Origin of the sequence: Streptomyces sp. NPDC048349 (assembly GCF_040651925.1) — a bacterium.
Taxonomy (GTDB): domain Bacteria; phylum Actinomycetota; class Actinomycetes; order Streptomycetales; family Streptomycetaceae; genus Streptomyces.
In genome coordinates this window covers 1-15,393 of the sequence record NZ_JBEZLA010000101.1, presented here as the reverse complement: position 1 = coordinate 15,393, position 15,393 = coordinate 1, and the positions used below count along the sequence as shown (strand labels likewise).

14 protein-coding genes and 1 pseudogene are annotated in these 15,393 nt (G+C 73.0%); 4 read left to right on the top strand and 11 right to left on the bottom strand.

Annotation, left to right across the window (positions count from 1 at the left end; all coding sequences use genetic code 11):
- From AB0D44_RS32765 to AB0D44_RS32750, 4 genes and pseudogenes are all read right to left on the bottom strand, one after another.
- Positions 1-664: pseudogene (locus tag AB0D44_RS32765) on the bottom strand (hypothetical protein); the annotation flags it as partial.
- 99 nt (positions 665-763) lie between these two features.
- Entirely contained in the window at positions 764-1,144 is a 381-nt protein-coding gene (locus AB0D44_RS32760) for a PPOX class F420-dependent oxidoreductase (protein ID WP_362598033.1), read from the bottom strand.
- 50 nt (positions 1,145-1,194) lie between these two features.
- On the bottom strand, positions 1,195-1,341 hold the full coding sequence (locus AB0D44_RS32755; protein WP_362598030.1) for a hypothetical protein: 147 nt from the start codon (positions 1,339-1,341) through the stop codon (positions 1,195-1,197).
- Between the two features lie 83 nt (positions 1,342-1,424).
- Entirely contained in the window at positions 1,425-1,694 is a 270-nt protein-coding gene (locus AB0D44_RS32750) for a helix-turn-helix transcriptional regulator (protein ID WP_362598027.1), read from the bottom strand.
- A gap of 64 nt (positions 1,695-1,758) precedes the next feature.
- Between AB0D44_RS32750 and map the strand changes: the two genes are divergently transcribed.
- Positions 1,759-2,526 carry a type I methionyl aminopeptidase gene (gene map, locus AB0D44_RS32745; RefSeq protein WP_362598024.1) on the top strand — a complete coding sequence of 256 codons (768 nt, stop codon included), beginning with the start codon at positions 1,759-1,761 and terminating at the stop codon, positions 2,524-2,526.
- A gap of 17 nt (positions 2,527-2,543) precedes the next feature.
- Here map and ggt read toward each other — a convergent pair whose 3' ends face one another.
- On the bottom strand, positions 2,544-4,340 hold the full coding sequence (ggt, locus tag AB0D44_RS32740) for a gamma-glutamyltransferase (RefSeq protein WP_362598021.1): 1,797 nt from the start codon (positions 4,338-4,340) through the stop codon (positions 2,544-2,546).
- Positions 4,341-4,528: 188 nt separating this feature from the next.
- Here ggt and AB0D44_RS32735 point away from each other — a divergent pair, with 188 nt between their 5' ends.
- Positions 4,529-5,254: a hypothetical protein gene (locus AB0D44_RS32735; protein ID WP_362598018.1), complete on the top strand. Its 726-nt coding sequence runs from the start codon at positions 4,529-4,531 to the stop codon at positions 5,252-5,254.
- Here the strand turns inward: AB0D44_RS32735 and AB0D44_RS32730 are convergent.
- From AB0D44_RS32730 to AB0D44_RS32705, 6 genes are all read right to left on the bottom strand, one after another.
- Positions 5,214-6,485, bottom strand: a complete 1,272-nt coding sequence (locus AB0D44_RS32730; protein ID WP_362598015.1) for a cytochrome P450 — start codon at positions 6,483-6,485, stop codon at positions 5,214-5,216. The two genes, AB0D44_RS32735 and AB0D44_RS32730, sit on opposite strands and share 41 nt — an antisense overlap.
- A gap of 58 nt (positions 6,486-6,543) precedes the next feature.
- A complete protein-coding gene (locus AB0D44_RS32725; RefSeq protein ID WP_362598012.1) occupies positions 6,544-7,068 on the bottom strand; it encodes a hypothetical protein in 525 nt (174 codons plus the stop codon).
- Positions 7,065-8,510, bottom strand: a complete 1,446-nt coding sequence (locus AB0D44_RS32720; RefSeq protein ID WP_362598009.1) for a HAMP domain-containing sensor histidine kinase — start codon at positions 8,508-8,510, stop codon at positions 7,065-7,067. The genes AB0D44_RS32725 and AB0D44_RS32720 overlap by 4 nt, the downstream gene beginning before the upstream one ends.
- Before the next feature lie 6 nt (positions 8,511-8,516).
- On the bottom strand, positions 8,517-9,200 hold the full coding sequence (locus tag AB0D44_RS32715; protein WP_362598006.1) for a response regulator transcription factor: 684 nt from the start codon (positions 9,198-9,200) through the stop codon (positions 8,517-8,519).
- A 39-nt stretch (positions 9,201-9,239) separates the two neighbouring features.
- Positions 9,240-10,826, bottom strand: a complete 1,587-nt coding sequence (murJ, locus tag AB0D44_RS32710) for a murein biosynthesis integral membrane protein MurJ (RefSeq protein WP_362598036.1) — start codon at positions 10,824-10,826, stop codon at positions 9,240-9,242.
- Between the two features lie 68 nt (positions 10,827-10,894).
- Positions 10,895-12,055, bottom strand: a complete 1,161-nt coding sequence (locus tag AB0D44_RS32705; RefSeq protein WP_362598003.1) for a peptidoglycan bridge formation glycyltransferase FemA/FemB family protein — start codon at positions 12,053-12,055, stop codon at positions 10,895-10,897.
- A gap of 228 nt (positions 12,056-12,283) precedes the next feature.
- On the opposite strand from AB0D44_RS32705, the gene AB0D44_RS32700 reads away from it, so the two are divergent.
- Positions 12,284-13,477, top strand: a complete 1,194-nt coding sequence (locus tag AB0D44_RS32700; RefSeq protein ID WP_362598000.1) for an Ig-like domain-containing protein — start codon at positions 12,284-12,286, stop codon at positions 13,475-13,477.
- A 122-nt stretch (positions 13,478-13,599) separates the two neighbouring features.
- Positions 13,600-15,183: a CocE/NonD family hydrolase gene (locus tag AB0D44_RS32695; RefSeq protein WP_362597997.1), complete on the top strand. Its 1,584-nt coding sequence runs from the start codon at positions 13,600-13,602 to the stop codon at positions 15,181-15,183.
- Positions 15,184-15,393: the final 210 nt, after the last annotated feature.

Here is a 15,393-nt window from a genome sequence, read left to right as displayed (position 1 = left end):
CGCCCGGCCCCGCCCACGGAGCCCCGGCGGACACCGGCGCCGGGGGCTCGGCGCAGGCCGGGGCCGCCGGTGCGGCAGGCGCCGGCTGCGCAGTCCCGGCACGGGGTGTCCACCGGGCACCGGCCGGCGGGGGCGCGGGCTGCGCTGCCGGGGGGCGCTGGCGGGGGACGCCGGGGAGCGGATCCGGCCGGGTCGCCGGGGATGCGGGCCACGGCGCCGCCCGGAGGGCCGACAGGCGGGCCGACAGGTCCTCGTGGCGGGCCGCGGCGCGGGCCGCGTCGTCGTGGGTCCAGGAGAGCTCCCGGGCGAGGGCGTCCGCCTCCACCGGGTCGGCGGCGGCGCCGACCCGCGCCGTCAGGCTCCGCACGGCGGCCCGGGTGGCCGCCCGCTGCGCGACCGCCGCCGCGTACTGGGTCCGCAGCTGTTCCGCGCCGCCCGGCAGCCCGTCCCACGCGGTGACCGCCGCGGCCCGCAGCCGGCCCGCGTACGCGGCCTCCCGCGCCGCGAGTTCCTCGCCGCGCGCCGCCGCCAGATCCCGCAGCAGCGAGTCGACCACGTCCCACGGCGGCATCGCGACCCCGTCGAGGCAGGCTTGCAGCCCCTCCGGATCACGGCGCAGGAACTCCCCGTACCAGCCTGCCCCGGGATCCAGTCTCCGGGTCAATCCCCGGAGGTACTCGGCGAATTGACTGATCTCCGGCGAAGTCGCGGTCTCCATGGGCGCATTGGATCCCATCCGTGTTACGGGCGGGCTACGGGCACCTCAAAGCTTGACGGCTATCGCCGTGTGCGGCCGCCGCCCGCGCCGCGCCACCATGGCGGGCACGTCCACCGCCCAGAACTGCCAGGTGTACTTGCGCAGCATGAGCCCGCGCACCCGCTTCAGGCCCGCCTCGTCGAGCAGCCGGGCCTGGCCCTCCCGCACGGACGCCCCTTCCGGCACGCGTCCGCGCACGTCGCACGCGGTGACGGTGACCCGGGGGTTGTTGCGGATCCGCTTGACCTTCCATGCGTCGCTGCGCGTCCACACGTACAGCTCCGCCCCGTCGGCCACCGCCCACACCGGCGTCGCCACGGGCGTGCCGTCCTTGCGGAAGGTGGTGAGACTGACGTACCGCGCCCTGCCCAGTTCTTCGAGGTCCATGCCGGAACCCTAGGCGGTGTCGGGCCGGAGCAACCCTCCGGGCGCCGCGATCACCTGCTGCGCGCGTTCCCGCCGGGCGTGCCCGGCGGTGAGGCCCGGCCGTCGGGCACGGCGCAGGCCGCGAGGAGCAGACCCCCCGCGAGGAGCGCGCCGAGGAGTCCGAAACCGAGTCTCTGGGGTGCGTTCGTGGCTGACACGCCCTCACGCTTGCCCCGCACCCCGGCGCCCCCACCGCCGATTGGGCCGTTCGGCCGCCGGACACTCCCTGGGGCGGGTGTTCTCAGGCCCTTACGGGTTCCGGCGCGGGGACGGGCGCGCAGCGGCGCAGCACCTCGTCCAGGGAGAGCCCGAGCACCTCGGCGAGGGCCGCCACGGTGAAGAAGGCGGGTGTGGGCGCCCGGCCGGTCTCGATCTTGCGGAGGGTCTCGGCCGAGAGCCCGGCTCCCGCCGCGATCTCGACCATGCTGCGCGCGCCGCGCGCCTCGCGCAGCAGGGCGCCGAGCCGCTCGCCGCGCTCGCGCTCTTCAGGGGTCAGGGGGGTGCGGACCATGCACCCATCCTACGCCGCTGGCCAATAAGTATCCCGTTACAGTTATACCGGTATAGTTATTGGCATGGTGGAACTCAAGACGGACCAAGCGATCGACGAGATGCGTGCCGCCGGCCGCGTCGTCGCCCATGCCCTGGCGGCCGTACGGGAGGCCGCGCGGGTGGGGGTCTGCCTGCTGGACCTGGACGGGGTGGCCCGCGGCGTGCTCCGCGAGGCGGGCGCCTCCTCCCCCTTCCTCGGCTACCGGCCGAAATTCGCGCCGGTGCCCTTCCCCGGCGTGCTCTGCACCTCGGTCAACGACGCCATCGTGCACGGGATCCCCGGCGCGTACCGGCTGCGCGACGGCGACCTGGTCAGCATCGACTGCGGGGCCCGGCTCGGCGGCTGGGTCGGTGACGCGGCGGTCAGCTTCACCGTCGGCCGGCCCCGCCCGGCCGACCTGCGGCTCATCGAGACGGCCGAGGCGGCCCTGGCCGCCGGCATCGCGGCGGCCGTGCCCGGCAACCGGATCGACGACATCGCGCACGCGGTGGGCACCGTCTGCCGCGCGGCCGGATACGGCATCCCCGACGGCTTCGGGGGCCACGGCGTGGGCCGGCGCATGCACGAGGACCCGGGCGTGCCCAACGAGGGGCCGCCGGGGCGCGGCATGAGGCTGCGCCCCGGCATGGTCCTCGCGATCGAGCCGATGCTGACCGCGGGCGGCACCGACGACTACACGTGCGACGGGGACGGCTGGACCCTGCGCACCGCCGACGGCAGCCGCGCCGCGCACGCGGAGCACACGGTCGCGATCACCGCCGACGGCCCGAGGATCCTCACCGCCGTGTGAAACGGCGCGCCCGGTCCCTACGGCGTGCCGTGCGGGCGGACCACCATCGCCGATCCGCCGCCCCGGCGGCTGGTCTCGGCTGCCGCCAGCCAGCGCCCGTCAGGGAGCCTTTGCACACCGGTCGCGGCGCCGATCTCCGGGTTCTGCCGGAAGCCGTGGCCGAGCGCTTCCAGCTCCGCCCTCAGCGGGCTGTTCCACAGACCCGGCTCCAGCTCGGTGGTGGTCTGGTTGCGCTGGCTGGCCCGCGGCGCGGCGATCGCGTCGACCAGCGGCAGGCCCCGGTCCAGGTGGCCGGTCAGGGTCTGCAGGACGGTGGTGATGATGGTGGCGCCGCCCGGGGAGCCCACCGCGAGCAGCGGCCGCCCGTGTTCGAGCACGATCGTCGGCGACATGGAGGACCGCGGCCGCTTGCCGGGCCCGGGCAGGTTCGGGTCCGGGACGCCGGGCGCGGCCGGGGCGAAGGAGAAGTCGGTCAGCTCGTTGTTGAGGAGGAAGCCCCGGCCCGGGACGGTGATCGCGCTGCCGCCGGTGGACTCGATGGTCAGGGTGTAGGACACCACGTTGCCCCAGCGGTCGGCGACCGTCAGGTGGGTGGTGTTCTCCCCCTCGTACGTGGTGGGCGCCGCCTGCCCGGTGGTGGCGCAGGGCGCCGGACTGCGCGGGTCCCCGGGGGCCAGGGGGCTGGTCAGGGCCTGGTCGGGCTTGATCAGGCAGGCCCGCGAGTCGGCGAACCGCTGGGAGAGCAGTTCCTTCGTCGGCACGTTCTCGGCGGCCGGGTCGCCGACCCAGCGGCCCCGGTCGGCGAAGGAGATCCGCGAGGCCTCGATGAAGCGGTGCAGGTACTGCCCCGGGGTCAGCCGCGAGAGGTCGGTGCGCTCCAGGATGTTCAGGGCCTCGCCGACGGTGGTGCCGCCGGAGGACGAGGGGGCCATGCTGTAGACGTCCAGGCCCCGGTAGCTCACCTGGGTCGGGGCCTGCCGCTTGGTCCCGTACGTGCGCAGGTCTTCGGCGGTCAGGTCGCCGGGCCGGACCTTGCGGGTGGCCGCGGGGTCCACCGGGGGCGTGCGGACCGTCCGCACGATGTCCTCGGCGATCGGGCCCCGGTACAGCGCCCCGGTCCCCTTGCGGGCGAGTTCCGCGTACGTGGCGGCCAGGTCCGGGTTCTTGAAGGTGGAGCCGACCACCGGCAGGGCGCCGCCGGGCAGGAACAGCTCGCGGGTGTCCGGGAAGTCCCGGAACCGGGCCTCGTTGGCCTCGGTCTGGGCGCGGAAGGTGGCGTCCACGGTGAAACCGTCCCGGGCCAGTTTCTCGGCGGGCCCCAGCAGGTGGCGCAGCGGGCGGGTGCCCCAGGCGTCCAGGGCGCTCTTCCAGGTCGCGGGGGTGCCGGGGACGCCGACCCCCAGGCCGCTGGTCTGCCCCTCGGCGAAGGGGATGGGCAGGCCGTTCTCCTGGAACAGCGCGGCGGTGGCCGTCGCGGGGGCGGTCTCGCGTCCGTCGATGGTGTGCACGCGGCGGGACGCGGCGTCGTAGTAGACGAAGTAGCCGCCTCCGCCGATGCCCGCCGAGTAGGGCTCGGTGACCCCGAGCGCGGCGGCGGTGGCGACGGCCGCGTCCACGGCGTTGCCGCCGGAGCGCAGCACGGCGATCCCGGCCGCGGAGGCATCGGCATCGACACTGGCGACGGCCCCGCCGTAGCCCGCGGCCACGGGCACTTTGGGCGGGGTGGCGGCGCCCGGCGGGGCGGCGGCCCCGGTCGAAACGAGTGCGGCCACGAGGGCCAGCAGCGGTAACGGTCGGGCGACGGAACGGTGCATCCGAACCTCCATGGGCAGCGTGCGCCGAGCCTAGCGGGCGCCCTGTCGCCCCGTCAGGGCGTCGGGGTGCGCCGGGCGTTGCGCGGGAGCCGTACCGGCCGGTGGGCCCCGGGCTCCGATGCCCTGGTGCTCTGACCGGAGGGGTCTGCCCGTTCGCGGTGTCCGGTCAGGGCATTAGCATCCCGCGCATGAACGACGACGTCCGCAACATCGTGCTCGGAGTGATAGCCACCGCCCTCAGCGGTGGGTTCGGCTGGTTCACCCGGACCTACCAGTGGCGCCGGGCGCTGCGCCGCAAGCAGGCCTTCTTCGGCCTGCCGACCGGGTCCGACTGCCTGTTCGTGGTCAACCGGCAGATGGGCGGCACCGATTCCTCGCTGCACCGCAACGACGCCTTCGCCCTGCTGGAGGTATCCGCCCTGATCAAGGACTGCGGTGCGACCGTCCAGATCGTCACCCACGACGGGGCCCGGCAGGGCTTCGGCGACCGGGCCGAGTTCTGTGTCGGCGGGCCGGTCTCCAACACCCGCACGACGGCGCACCTGGCCTCCATGCTCCCGGGGGTGCGGGTCGACGTCTCCTCCGAGCCCGGCCCGGACCGGGGTGCGATCAGCGTGGGCGGGGAGACGTACCGCTGGGAGCCTGGCCGGGCCGAGTACGTGCTGCTGGCACGGCTGACGCGGGGCCGGGGCACGCGTCCGGTGTTCCTGCTGTCGGGCCAGACCGCCAACAGCAACCAGGCCGCGGCCCGTTACCTCGCACGGCACCACCGGCAGCTGGCCCGCACGTACGGCGGCGAGTCCTTCTGCGTCGTGCTGAAGGTCATCAACTCCGATGCCTACGGCCCGGACGTCACCGAGCTGGTGGCGGACGTCACCCGGCCGGCCCGGACACCCGCAGCGGCAGCCGCGTGATCCCGTTGATGAAGTTGGAGACCAGCCGCCGGGGCGGGCCGGCCAGTTCGGGCGCGGGCATGGCCGCACACCACTCCTCGTGGAAGACGCGCAGCTGGAGCCGGGCGAAGTGGGCGCCCAAGCAGACGTGCGGGCCGTCGCCGAACGAGACGTGCGGGTTGGGCGCCCGGCTGAGGTCCAGCTCCGCGGGGTCGGCGAAGACGCGCTCGTCGTGGTTGGCGGAGGCGTGGAAGACGACGACCTTGTCCCCCGCCCGGATCCGCTGCCCGGCCAGCTCGGTGTCGGCGGCGGCGGTCCGGCGGAAGCTGAGCACCGGCGGGTGGACGCGCAGGAGTTCCTCGACGGCGCGGTCCACGGACACGCGGCCCGCGGCGAGCATCCGGTAGGCGTCGGGGTCGCGGGCGAGCGCGAGCAGACCGCCGGGGGCGGCGCTGCGCACGGTGTCGTTGCCCGCGACGGTGAGCAGGAAGAAGAACATCTCCAGCTCCTGCGGGTCCAGTCCGGCGTGGGCGAGGGCCGTCATCACGTCGTCCGCGGGGTGCGCGCGCTTGTGCCCGGCCAGTTCGCGGGCGTACGCGAACATCTCGCCGAGCAGCGCCGGGGAGCGCGGGTTGAGCGGCTTGCCGTCGGGGCCGAGCAGCGGGGCCGGGGCGTCCTCGGGGTCCTGGTAGCCGATGATCCGCACGGTCCAGTCCAGGAGCAGCGCCCGGTCGGCGGCCGGGACGCCCAGCAGGTCGGTGAGGTTCAGCAGGGCGTATTCGTCGGTGACGGTGCGCACCAGGTCGGCGCTACCGCCCGCGGCCCCGTCCCGCGCACCGGCGAGCAGGGTCCGGGCGCGTTGCCGTACCCGCCCGGCGAAAGCGTCGACGCGGGCGGGGGTGAAGGCGCGGGAGACGAGCCTGCGCAGCCGCCCGTGGTCCCCGGCGGCCTTGCCCGGGTCCTGGTTGAGCATGGTGCGGCGCAGGAAGGGCAGGTCGGCGGGGTCGGGGTCGCGGATCTGGGTGGCGCCGATCCAGGAGGAGTAGGTGCGGTGGTCGCGCAGGACGGTGACGACGTCGGCGTGCCGGGTGACCGCCCAGAAACCGGGGCCCGCGGGCCAGCCCTGGATCTCGGGCTCGGCCTGCCAGGCCACCGGATGCCGCTCGCGCAGCAGCCGGTACCGGTCGTGGGGGACGCCCTCGGCGTAGATCCGGGGGTCGAAGACGTCGGGGACGTCACCGGCATGATCCATGGGACCACGGTGACGGGTGCGCCGCCGTGCCCGCAAGGCCGCGGACCGGCCGGACGCGTCAGCGCCCGAGTGCGCATTCGGCGGACGGGAGGGTGGTGTCGGTGCCCTGCAGGGTGACCGGGCTGAGGACGTCGGGCACGGCGGAGACGCCGATGGTGCACACCAGCTGGGTGCGGGCCAGTTCCGACAGGCCGCCCACGGCGAACGGCACACGGACCGTGATCCCCGCGTCCGGCGCGTACCCGCTCACCGCGAGCGCGTCCCCCTGCCCGGCGGGCACCCGGGGCAGCGCGGTGGTGAGCCCGGCCTCCTGGGCCGGACCGCCGGGCCCGTCGAGCAGCAGCCGCAGGAGCGCCGCCGGCGCGATGGTGTAGCCGCCGTCGACCGGGAAGGGGACCGGGACGAGCCGGTCGCCCTCCTTGGAGACGTAGTAGAGGACGGCCGCTTTGCCGCTGGGGCTCTTGACGGTGGCGGCATGGCCGCTGTCGACCACCCCGGTGGTCTTGATCCCGCAACCGGTGAGCAGGAGCGCGCAGCCCGCCAGTGCCGCCGCGGCGCGCGACCTCGTCCCCCACTCCGTCATACGCGGGCCTCCAGCGGCATGTCGAGGGTGAACAGGGCTCCTGCGAAGGGTCCGTTGCCCGCACGGAGGGTGCCGCCGTGCAGGCGGACGTTCTCCAGGGTGATGGCCAGTCCCAGGCCGCTGCCGGCGGAGCGGGTCCTGGCCGCGTCGGCCTTGAAGAAGCGGTCGAAGATGTGCGGCAGGACCTCGGGGGCGATGCCGGGCCCGCTGTCGGCGACCTCGATCAGCAGCCGCTCGCCGTCCTCGCCCGGGGCGGTGCGCACGGTGACGCGTACGGGGGCGCCGCCGTGCCGCAGGGCGTTGCCGACGAGATTGGCGAGGACCACGTCGAAGCGGCGCGGGTCGAGGCGGGCGCGCACCCGGTCCGGCAGTTCGGTGACGATGCGGCCGTCGTCCCAGTGGCGTCGTTCGAGGGTCTTGCGCACGGCTTCGGCAATGTCCACGTCGTCGAGGTTGAGCTCGGCGGCCCGGGCGTCGAAACGGGAGATCTCCATCAGGTCCTCGACGAGCACGGCGAGCTTCCCGGTCTCGGAGCTGACCAGGCGCAGGGCCTTGGCGGTGTCGGCGTCGAGGTGCGCGGCGTCCTCGTCGAGGACCTCGGTCACGGCGAGCATGCCGGCGAGGGGGGTGCGCAGTTCGTGGGAGACGTCGGAGGCGAAGCGGCGGGCGCGGGTCTCGGCCTCCTGAAGCTCGCGCACGGATTCCTCCAGGGCGCGGGCGGTCTCGTTGAAGGTGCGGGCGAGTCCGGCGAGTTCGTCGGCGCCGCGGACCTCGATGCGGGTGTCGAGACGGCCGCGGCCCAGCCGCTGGGCGGCCCGGCGCATGTCGCGGACCGGCCGCAGCACGCTGCGGGCGGCCAGCAGCGCGGGCACGACGGCGATGGCCAGCCCCGGGATGGCGCCCTGCTGGGCGGCCTCGACCATGGCTTCGACGGTCTGCTTCTCGGTGGCGAGCGGGACGCTTGCGTAGAAGACGGCCCCGGTGGCTTCGGTGTAGCCGTTGTGTTCGAAGAGGGCGGGGACGCCGATCGTGAGCCACGGGTTGCCGCGCTGGTCCTCGACGCGCTGGAAAGCGGCGTACTGGTGGTTGCGGACCTTCTCGCGCAGGGTGTCGGTGATCACGGACGAGGTGGGCGTGGCGGGGTTGGTGGAGACGCGCACGCCGCCGTACTCGCCGAAGATGATCCAGGGGTGGGGTTTGCCGCGCTTGCCCAGCTCGATGACGATGCGCTGCAGCTCCTGCTGGGTCAGGGGCAGGCGCATCTCCTGCTGCTCGACCTGGTCCCGCAGGGTGTTGACCGCGGTGTCCTGGGTCTGCTTGAGGATGGCGTTGCGCGCCTGCTGGTAGGTGAGGGCGGCGGTGGTCACCGCGCTGATCGCGGCGACCAGCAGGAAGGCCGCGATCAGCCGGGTGCGCAGGCCCAGCGGTGCTATGCGTCCCACCGCTGCCTACAGGGGGCCGAAGCGGTAGCCGAAGCCCCGCACGGTCTGGATGTAGCGGGGGCTGCCGTCGGGGTCCTCGACCTTGTGGCGCAGCCGGCGGACGCAGGCGTCCACCAGCCGGGCGTCGGCGTGGTAGCTGTGGTCCCAGACGTACTCGAGGAGCTGCTGGCGGGAGAAGACCTGTTCGGGGGAGGCCGACAGGTGCAGCAGGAGCTTGAGCTCGCTCGGGGCGAGGGGGACGCGCTCGCCGTTCTTGGCGACGGTCAGCCCGGCGCGGTCGACGGCCAGTTCGCCGTGCTGCTCGACCCCGGGGCGGTTGCCGGCCGGGGTGCTGAGGCGGCGCAGTACGGCTTTGACCCGGGCCTCTATGACCTCGGTGCGGGCGGGTTTGACGATGTAGTCGTCGGCGCCGGCCTCCAGGCCGATGACTATGTCGAAGTCGTCCCCGCGCGCCGTGAGCATGATGATCGGCACCTCGCTGCTCTCGCGGATCCGGCGGCACACCTGCACCCCGTTGATCCCCGGCAGCATCAGGTCGAGCAGCACCAGCTCGGGGCGGAAGCTCGCCAGCAGGGCGAGTCCCGCCTCGCCGGTCTCGGCGGCGCTCACCTCGTGGCCGCGGCGGCGCAGCCCGAGGCCCACTCCCTCCCGGATGGAAGGGTCGTCCTCGATCAGCAGTACGCGTGGCATCCGGTCAGTATCCCAGGGCGGTTCGTGGCTCCCCTCCCGCTAGCGGCCGATCCGGCGCCGCAGGGAGTCGAGCTGGTCGGTGATCTCCGTCAGGCGCAGCGGCCCGGCGAGGAGGACGACGACGAGCAGCAGTGCGACGGTTCCCGCCCCGACCGCGGCGAAGTCGCCGAACCGCTGGGCTGCGCGGCCGGCGCCGTATCCGGCGGCGGCCGCCGGCGCGCAGGCGGCCAGCAGCCGCAGGTGGGTGCGCACTGCGGTGGCGCGCCGTTCGCTGCGGGAGCCGGCGCGCGGGCCGAGCCGCCGGCCGAGGGCGTACGCGGTGACGGCGGCGGCCGCCGCGAAGGCGAGGGAGGACGCTCCCGCCATGCCGGTCACGGCCCAGCGCAGGGGCAGCAGGAGGTAGGCGGCGTACGAGAGCCCGGCGTTCAGCGCGACGATCACCAGGTTCAGGAAGAACGGGGTGCGGGTGTCGGAGAGGGCGTAGAAGCCGCGGGAGAGCACGTACTGCGCGGAATAGGCGACCAGGCCGGGGGCGAAGGCGATGAGCATGCCCGCCATGGCCTCGACGTCGGCGGCGCCGGTGCGGCCGTACCCGAAGACGGCGCCGATCACCCAGGGGGCGAGGGCGGCGAAGAGCGCCGCGGCGGGGACCACGAGCGCGGCGCTGGAGCGCAGCGCGTACGAGACGTCCCTGCGCACGCCGGCGAGGTCGCCGTCGCTCGCGGCCGAGCTCATCCGGGGCATCAGGGCGGTGACGAGGGAGACGGTGATGATGCCCTGGGGGACGACCCACAGCTGGTAGGCGTTGCTGTAGGCGGCGTAGCCGGCGCCGCCGGCGCGGTCTCCGACGGTGGTGGAGAGCCGGGTCACGACCCAGTAGGCGATCTGGTTGGTGAACACGAGCATGACCAGCCAGCCCGCGTTGCGCAGCGGGCGGGTGAGACCGCTGCCGCGCCAGTCGAAGCGGGGGCGCCAGCGGAAGCGGGCGGCCCGCAGCGAGGGGACCAGGGCGAGGGCCTGGACGACGATGCCGGCGGTGGTGCCGAGGCCCAGCAGCCGGGTGTCGGCGGCGGTGAGGCCGTCGGCCGCGTCGTGGGAGACGTGGAGGAAGAGCCCGAAGACGCCTATGACCACGATGTTGTTGAGGACCGGGGTCCACATCATGGCGCCGAACCGGCCCCGGGCGTTGAGCACCTGGCCGAGCAGGGTGAACAGCCCGTAGAAGAGGATCTGCGGGAGGCAGAAGCGGGCCAGGGCGACGGTGGTGCTGTGCTGGGCGCCCGTGTACGAGGGGGTGTACGCGCCGACGATCAGCGGGGTGGCGAGCACGGCGGCGGCGGTGAGCACCACGAGCGCGACGGTGCACGCGGTCAGCAGCCGGTCGGTGTAGGCGGCGCCGCCGTCCCGGTGCTCCTTGGCGGCGCGGACCAGCTCGGGGACGAAGACGGCGTTGAGGGCGCCGCCGATGAGCAGCATGTACAGGATGTTGGGGACGGTGTTGGCGACGGCGTAGCCGTCGCCGAGCAGTCCGGTGCCCAGGGCGGCGACGACGACGGCGGAGCGGACGAAACCGGTGGCGCGCGAGACGATCGAGCCCGCCGCCATGAGCGCACCGCTGCGCAGCACCGAGGTCTTTCCCGGTGCCGCGCTGCCGCCGGTGTCCCCGGCGGCCGCTCTGGTGTCGGTGGCGGACGTCACCGGCGGGCCATGTAGGCCTGGAACGCCTTGTAGAGGGCCGTGTTGGTGTAGCCGTCCATCGCTGTCTCCCACTCTCCGAGCGTCTCGACGACCTGTCCGCCGGTTCCGAGCTTCCAGCGCAGCAGTCCGAAGGAGCGTTCGTCGGGGTCGAGCGTGGAGGGTACCCCGCGCATGTCGTATTCGTCCGCTCCGAGGGCGTGGGCGTCGCACATCATGCGCCACTGCAGGGCGTTGCTGGGCCGCACCTCGCGCCGGTGGTCGGCGGAGGCACCGGTCTGGTACCAGACGCGGCTGCCGGCGACGACCATCGTGTGCGCGGCGAGTACCTCGCCCTGGTGGACGGCCAGGTAGAGCCGCATGCGGCCCGGTTCCTCGGCGTTGAGGACCTCGTACTGCTGCTGGTAGTACGACAGGGAGCGGCCGAGCCGGAAGCCGTCGCGCTCCTCGGTGATCCGCAGCAGCCGGTAGAACTCGGGCAGGTCGGCGGCGCTGCCGACGACCGTCTCCACGCCGGCCTTGGCGGCCTTGCGCACGTTGCGGCGCCATTCCTGGTTGAGGCCGGACCACAGGTCGTCGAGGGTGAGGCCGGCCAGGGGTACCCGGAAGACGTGGCGGGGCTGGGCGTCGCCGTCGTCCTCGCCGCCGCAGCGCTGCCAGCCGCGGGTGCGCAGCCGGTCGGCGAGGGCGGCGCCGACCGGGTCGACCTCGGTGGCGAGGACGTCGGAGATCTGCCGGCCGGGCGCGGTGGCGGACTTGACGGCGGCCGCGTCCCAGCGACGGTAGGCGGGGGTGGGTCCGATGCGGACGGCGAAGGCCCCGGCCGCCCTCAGGTGGCGCATGAGCGGGTTCAGCCAGCGGTCGATGTGCGGGTCGGCCCAGTCGGCGACGGGCCCCTCGGGGAGGTAGGCGAAGTATTTGCGGGTGCCGGGGAATTGGCGGTAGAGAACGAGTCCGGCACCTGCGAGGCGACCGTCGGGGTAGTACCACCCGACCCTTTCCGAGCGCCAGAGGTCCTTCACCTCGGCCCATGAGGGGTATTGGAGGAAGCTGGCCCGGCCGTGCCGGGAAAGGAACTCGCGGTATGCGGCGACGGACAGGGCGCGCACCCGGAGCTCCTGGTCCTGCTGCTGGGTGGTGGTCACGAGCAGTGCACACATGGGTGATCGGCCTTCCTGTGCGTCCGGCGAGCGGGGATGCACAGGACTCTCACAGCTGTCCATGACCGAAGTGCGCGGCGATTGTGACCGGACGATGACCGTTTTGCTGCGGTCCATGTCACAACCGAAAGCACGATCTTTTCTTCGGATTGCGCAACCTAAAGTCGTGCCGTTCGCATCTACGTTTGCGAACGATCATTGCTTCCCGCCACTCGAAGGGACCCTTCGTTGAGCCGCATACGCCGTACCGCCCTGGCGAGCACCGCACTTCTGGCCGCCACGCTGACCGCTTGCTCGGGCGGGAGCGGGAGCGGGGGCGGTGCGGCCGGCAAGGCCGAGCTGAAGCCGAAGGCGGAGATGGCGGTCTCGGTGTACCTCACGGGTGATCAGGTGAAGGCGGGCGAGCCCGTCACGGTGATGATCGCCGAAGGCAGGTTGGCCCAGGTGAAGGTGACCGACGCCAAGGGGGCGGAGCTGCCAGGGAAGATATCCGACGACGGGAAGACCTGGACCTCGCAGCGCAACGCCGCGCCCGGCGCGGAGTACAAGGTCGAGGCGCAGAACACCGAGAGCCAGAGCGCCTCGACGCAGTTCAAGACCTCCGCCGCGGACAAGGTGAACAAGGTATCGATCAACGTGCCCAAGGGCAGCACGGTGGGCGTGGCCATGCCGGTGTCGCTCGTCTTCGACAACCCGGTGACGAACAAGGCCGAGGTGGAGAAGCAGCTCAAGGTGACCACCTCGGACAACACCGAGGGCTCCTGGGGCTGGATCAAGGACTACTCGGGCAACGACCGCGTCGACTGGCGGCCCAAGGAGTACTGGAAGTCCGGTACCGACGTGAAGGTCGAGATGAACCTGAACGGCGTGGACTCCGGCAAGGGCGGCGGCTTGTTCGCCCGGGACTACATCACCGAGTTCAAGATCGGCAAGGACCGCCGGGTGGAGGTCAGCCTCGACACGAAGAAGCTGTCGGTGACCGAGGGCGGCCGGGCCGTCAAGACGATCCCGGTCTCGGCCGGCACTCCCGGCGGCAAGAAGGCGTCCTGGTCCGGGAAGATGGTGATCATGACGAAGGAGGGCACCATCCGGATGGACTCCCAGACGGTGGGCCTGGACGACGCCTACGACAAGATGGTCGACTACTCGATGCGCCTCACCTGGTCCGGCATGTACGCGCACGCCGCACCGTGGAACGCAGGTAACTTCGGCCGCGCCAACACCAGTTCGGGCTGCGTGGGGATGAGCGACTCCGACGCCGAGGACTTCTTCGCCCAGTCCCAGATCGGCGACCCCTTCGAGGTCGTCGGCAGCGGCTCGAAGGGCAACGCGGACATCGGCAACGGCTACGGCGAGTGGAACCTGTCCTGGGACCAGTGGAAGGCCAAGAGCGCCCTGTCCGGCACCCCCCAGAACGGCTGACCTCCCGGCTGACACGAATCAATCGTTACCAGCGCGTAACTTACTCACGGGTTACCTCGGGTAACCCGCTCCCGTTACCGTCGGGTCACTTTGACACCCCCGGCGCACGCGAGGAGCGATCGATGCAACGCACCACCACCGCCGCAGCCGTGGCGGCCCTGGTGGCGGCAGCCGCGCTGGGCCTGGCCCCCCACCAGGCCCAGGCGGCTCCCGCCACCACCGCGGCGGTCACCGCCGCCCCTTCGGAACTGAGCTTCCACGACATCCCCGGCTCCGGCGGCATCACCCTCAAGGGCAACGTCTTCGCCCCGTCGCACGCGGTGGCCGGCCAGAAGTACCCGCTGATCGTGCTGCCCACGAGCTGGGGCATGCCGCAGATCGAATACATCGCCCAGGCGAAGCTGCTCGCCGACTCCGGCTACGTGGTCGTCAGTTACACCTCCCGCGGCTTCTGGCTCTCCGGCGGGCAGATCGAGGTGGCCGGCCCCCCGGACATCGCGGACGTCTCCGCCGTCATCGACTGGGCCCTGGCCCACACCGCGGCCGACGCGGACCACATCGGCCTCGGTGGGGTCTCGTACGGCGCGGGCATCAGCCTGCTGGCCTCCGCGCACGATCCGCGGATCAAGGCCGTCGTCGCGATGAGCGGCTGGGCCGACCTCATCGACTCCATCTACTCGGGCCGCACCCAGCACCTCCAGGCCGCGGCCATGCTCGGCGCCGCCGGATACCTCACCGGCCGTCCCGGTCCCGAACTCCAGTCGATCCTGGGAGACTTCCTCGGCTCCCGGCTCGACCGCGAGCAGCAGATGATCGAGTGGGGCAGGAAGCGTTCCGCCGCCGAGCAGGTGGACCGGATCAACGCCAACGGCGCCGCGATCATGCTGGGCAACGCCTGGGGGGACACCATCTTCCCGCCGAACCAGTACGCCAGGTTCTTCGAGCGGCTGACCGGCCCCAAGCGCCTGGAGTTCCGCCCCGGCGACCACGCCACCGCCGAGGCCACCGGTCTGCTCGGCCTGCCCAACGACACGTGGGCCAATGCCCACCGCTGGTTCGACCGCTACCTCAAGGGCGTGCGCAACGGGGTGGACACCGAGGCCCCGGTGCAGCTGAAGTCCCGCAGCAGCGGGGGGTACGAGGGCTACCCGGACTGGAAGTCGGTCGGCGCGGCCGGCACCGAGAAGCTCGCGCTCTCGGACAGCGAGCACCTCTTCGCCAATGTGGACTCCGGCGCCAACGGCGGCATCCTCTTCCTCTCCAGCATCCTCGACCAGTTCGCCCAGGCGCCCCCGATCGCCTCGGTCCCGCTGCTCCCCCGCGCCTTCGCCGCCGTCTGGCAGTCCGGGCGCTACGACGAGCCCCGCCGCATCCGCGGCAACGTCACGCTGCACACCACCGTGACACCCACCAAGGGCGACGGCACCTTCGTCGCCTACCTCTACGACGTCGGCCCGCTCGGCATCGGCAAGCTCGTCAGCAACGCCCCGTACACCTTCCACGGAAAGACCCCCGGGCAGGCCTTCGGGGTGGACCTGGAGCTCTTCTCCACCGCCTACGACGTGCCCGAGGGCCATCGGCTCGCCCTTGTCATCGACACGGTCGACCCGCTCTACATCGAGCACAACCCCACCGGCGCACAGCTGACCTTCTCCTCGCCGACCACCGATCCCAGTTACGTCTCGGTGCCGCTGCGCGAGCAGTGATCCACGGCTGCTGCCGTGCGGGGAGGACTCTCGTCAAGGGCTACTCCCGGCCCGGCAGCACCACTCCCGGCTCGGGCGGAGCCACGTCCACCGCCCTGGTCTCGAGGCGGCCCCGCTCCCGGCTCGCCACCCCGGGGGGGAGCCCGGAGCGCAGCCCCCACGTGCCGGGGCAGGGCACGCCCCGGGGGTGCGGGCCCAGGGCCGGCGGGG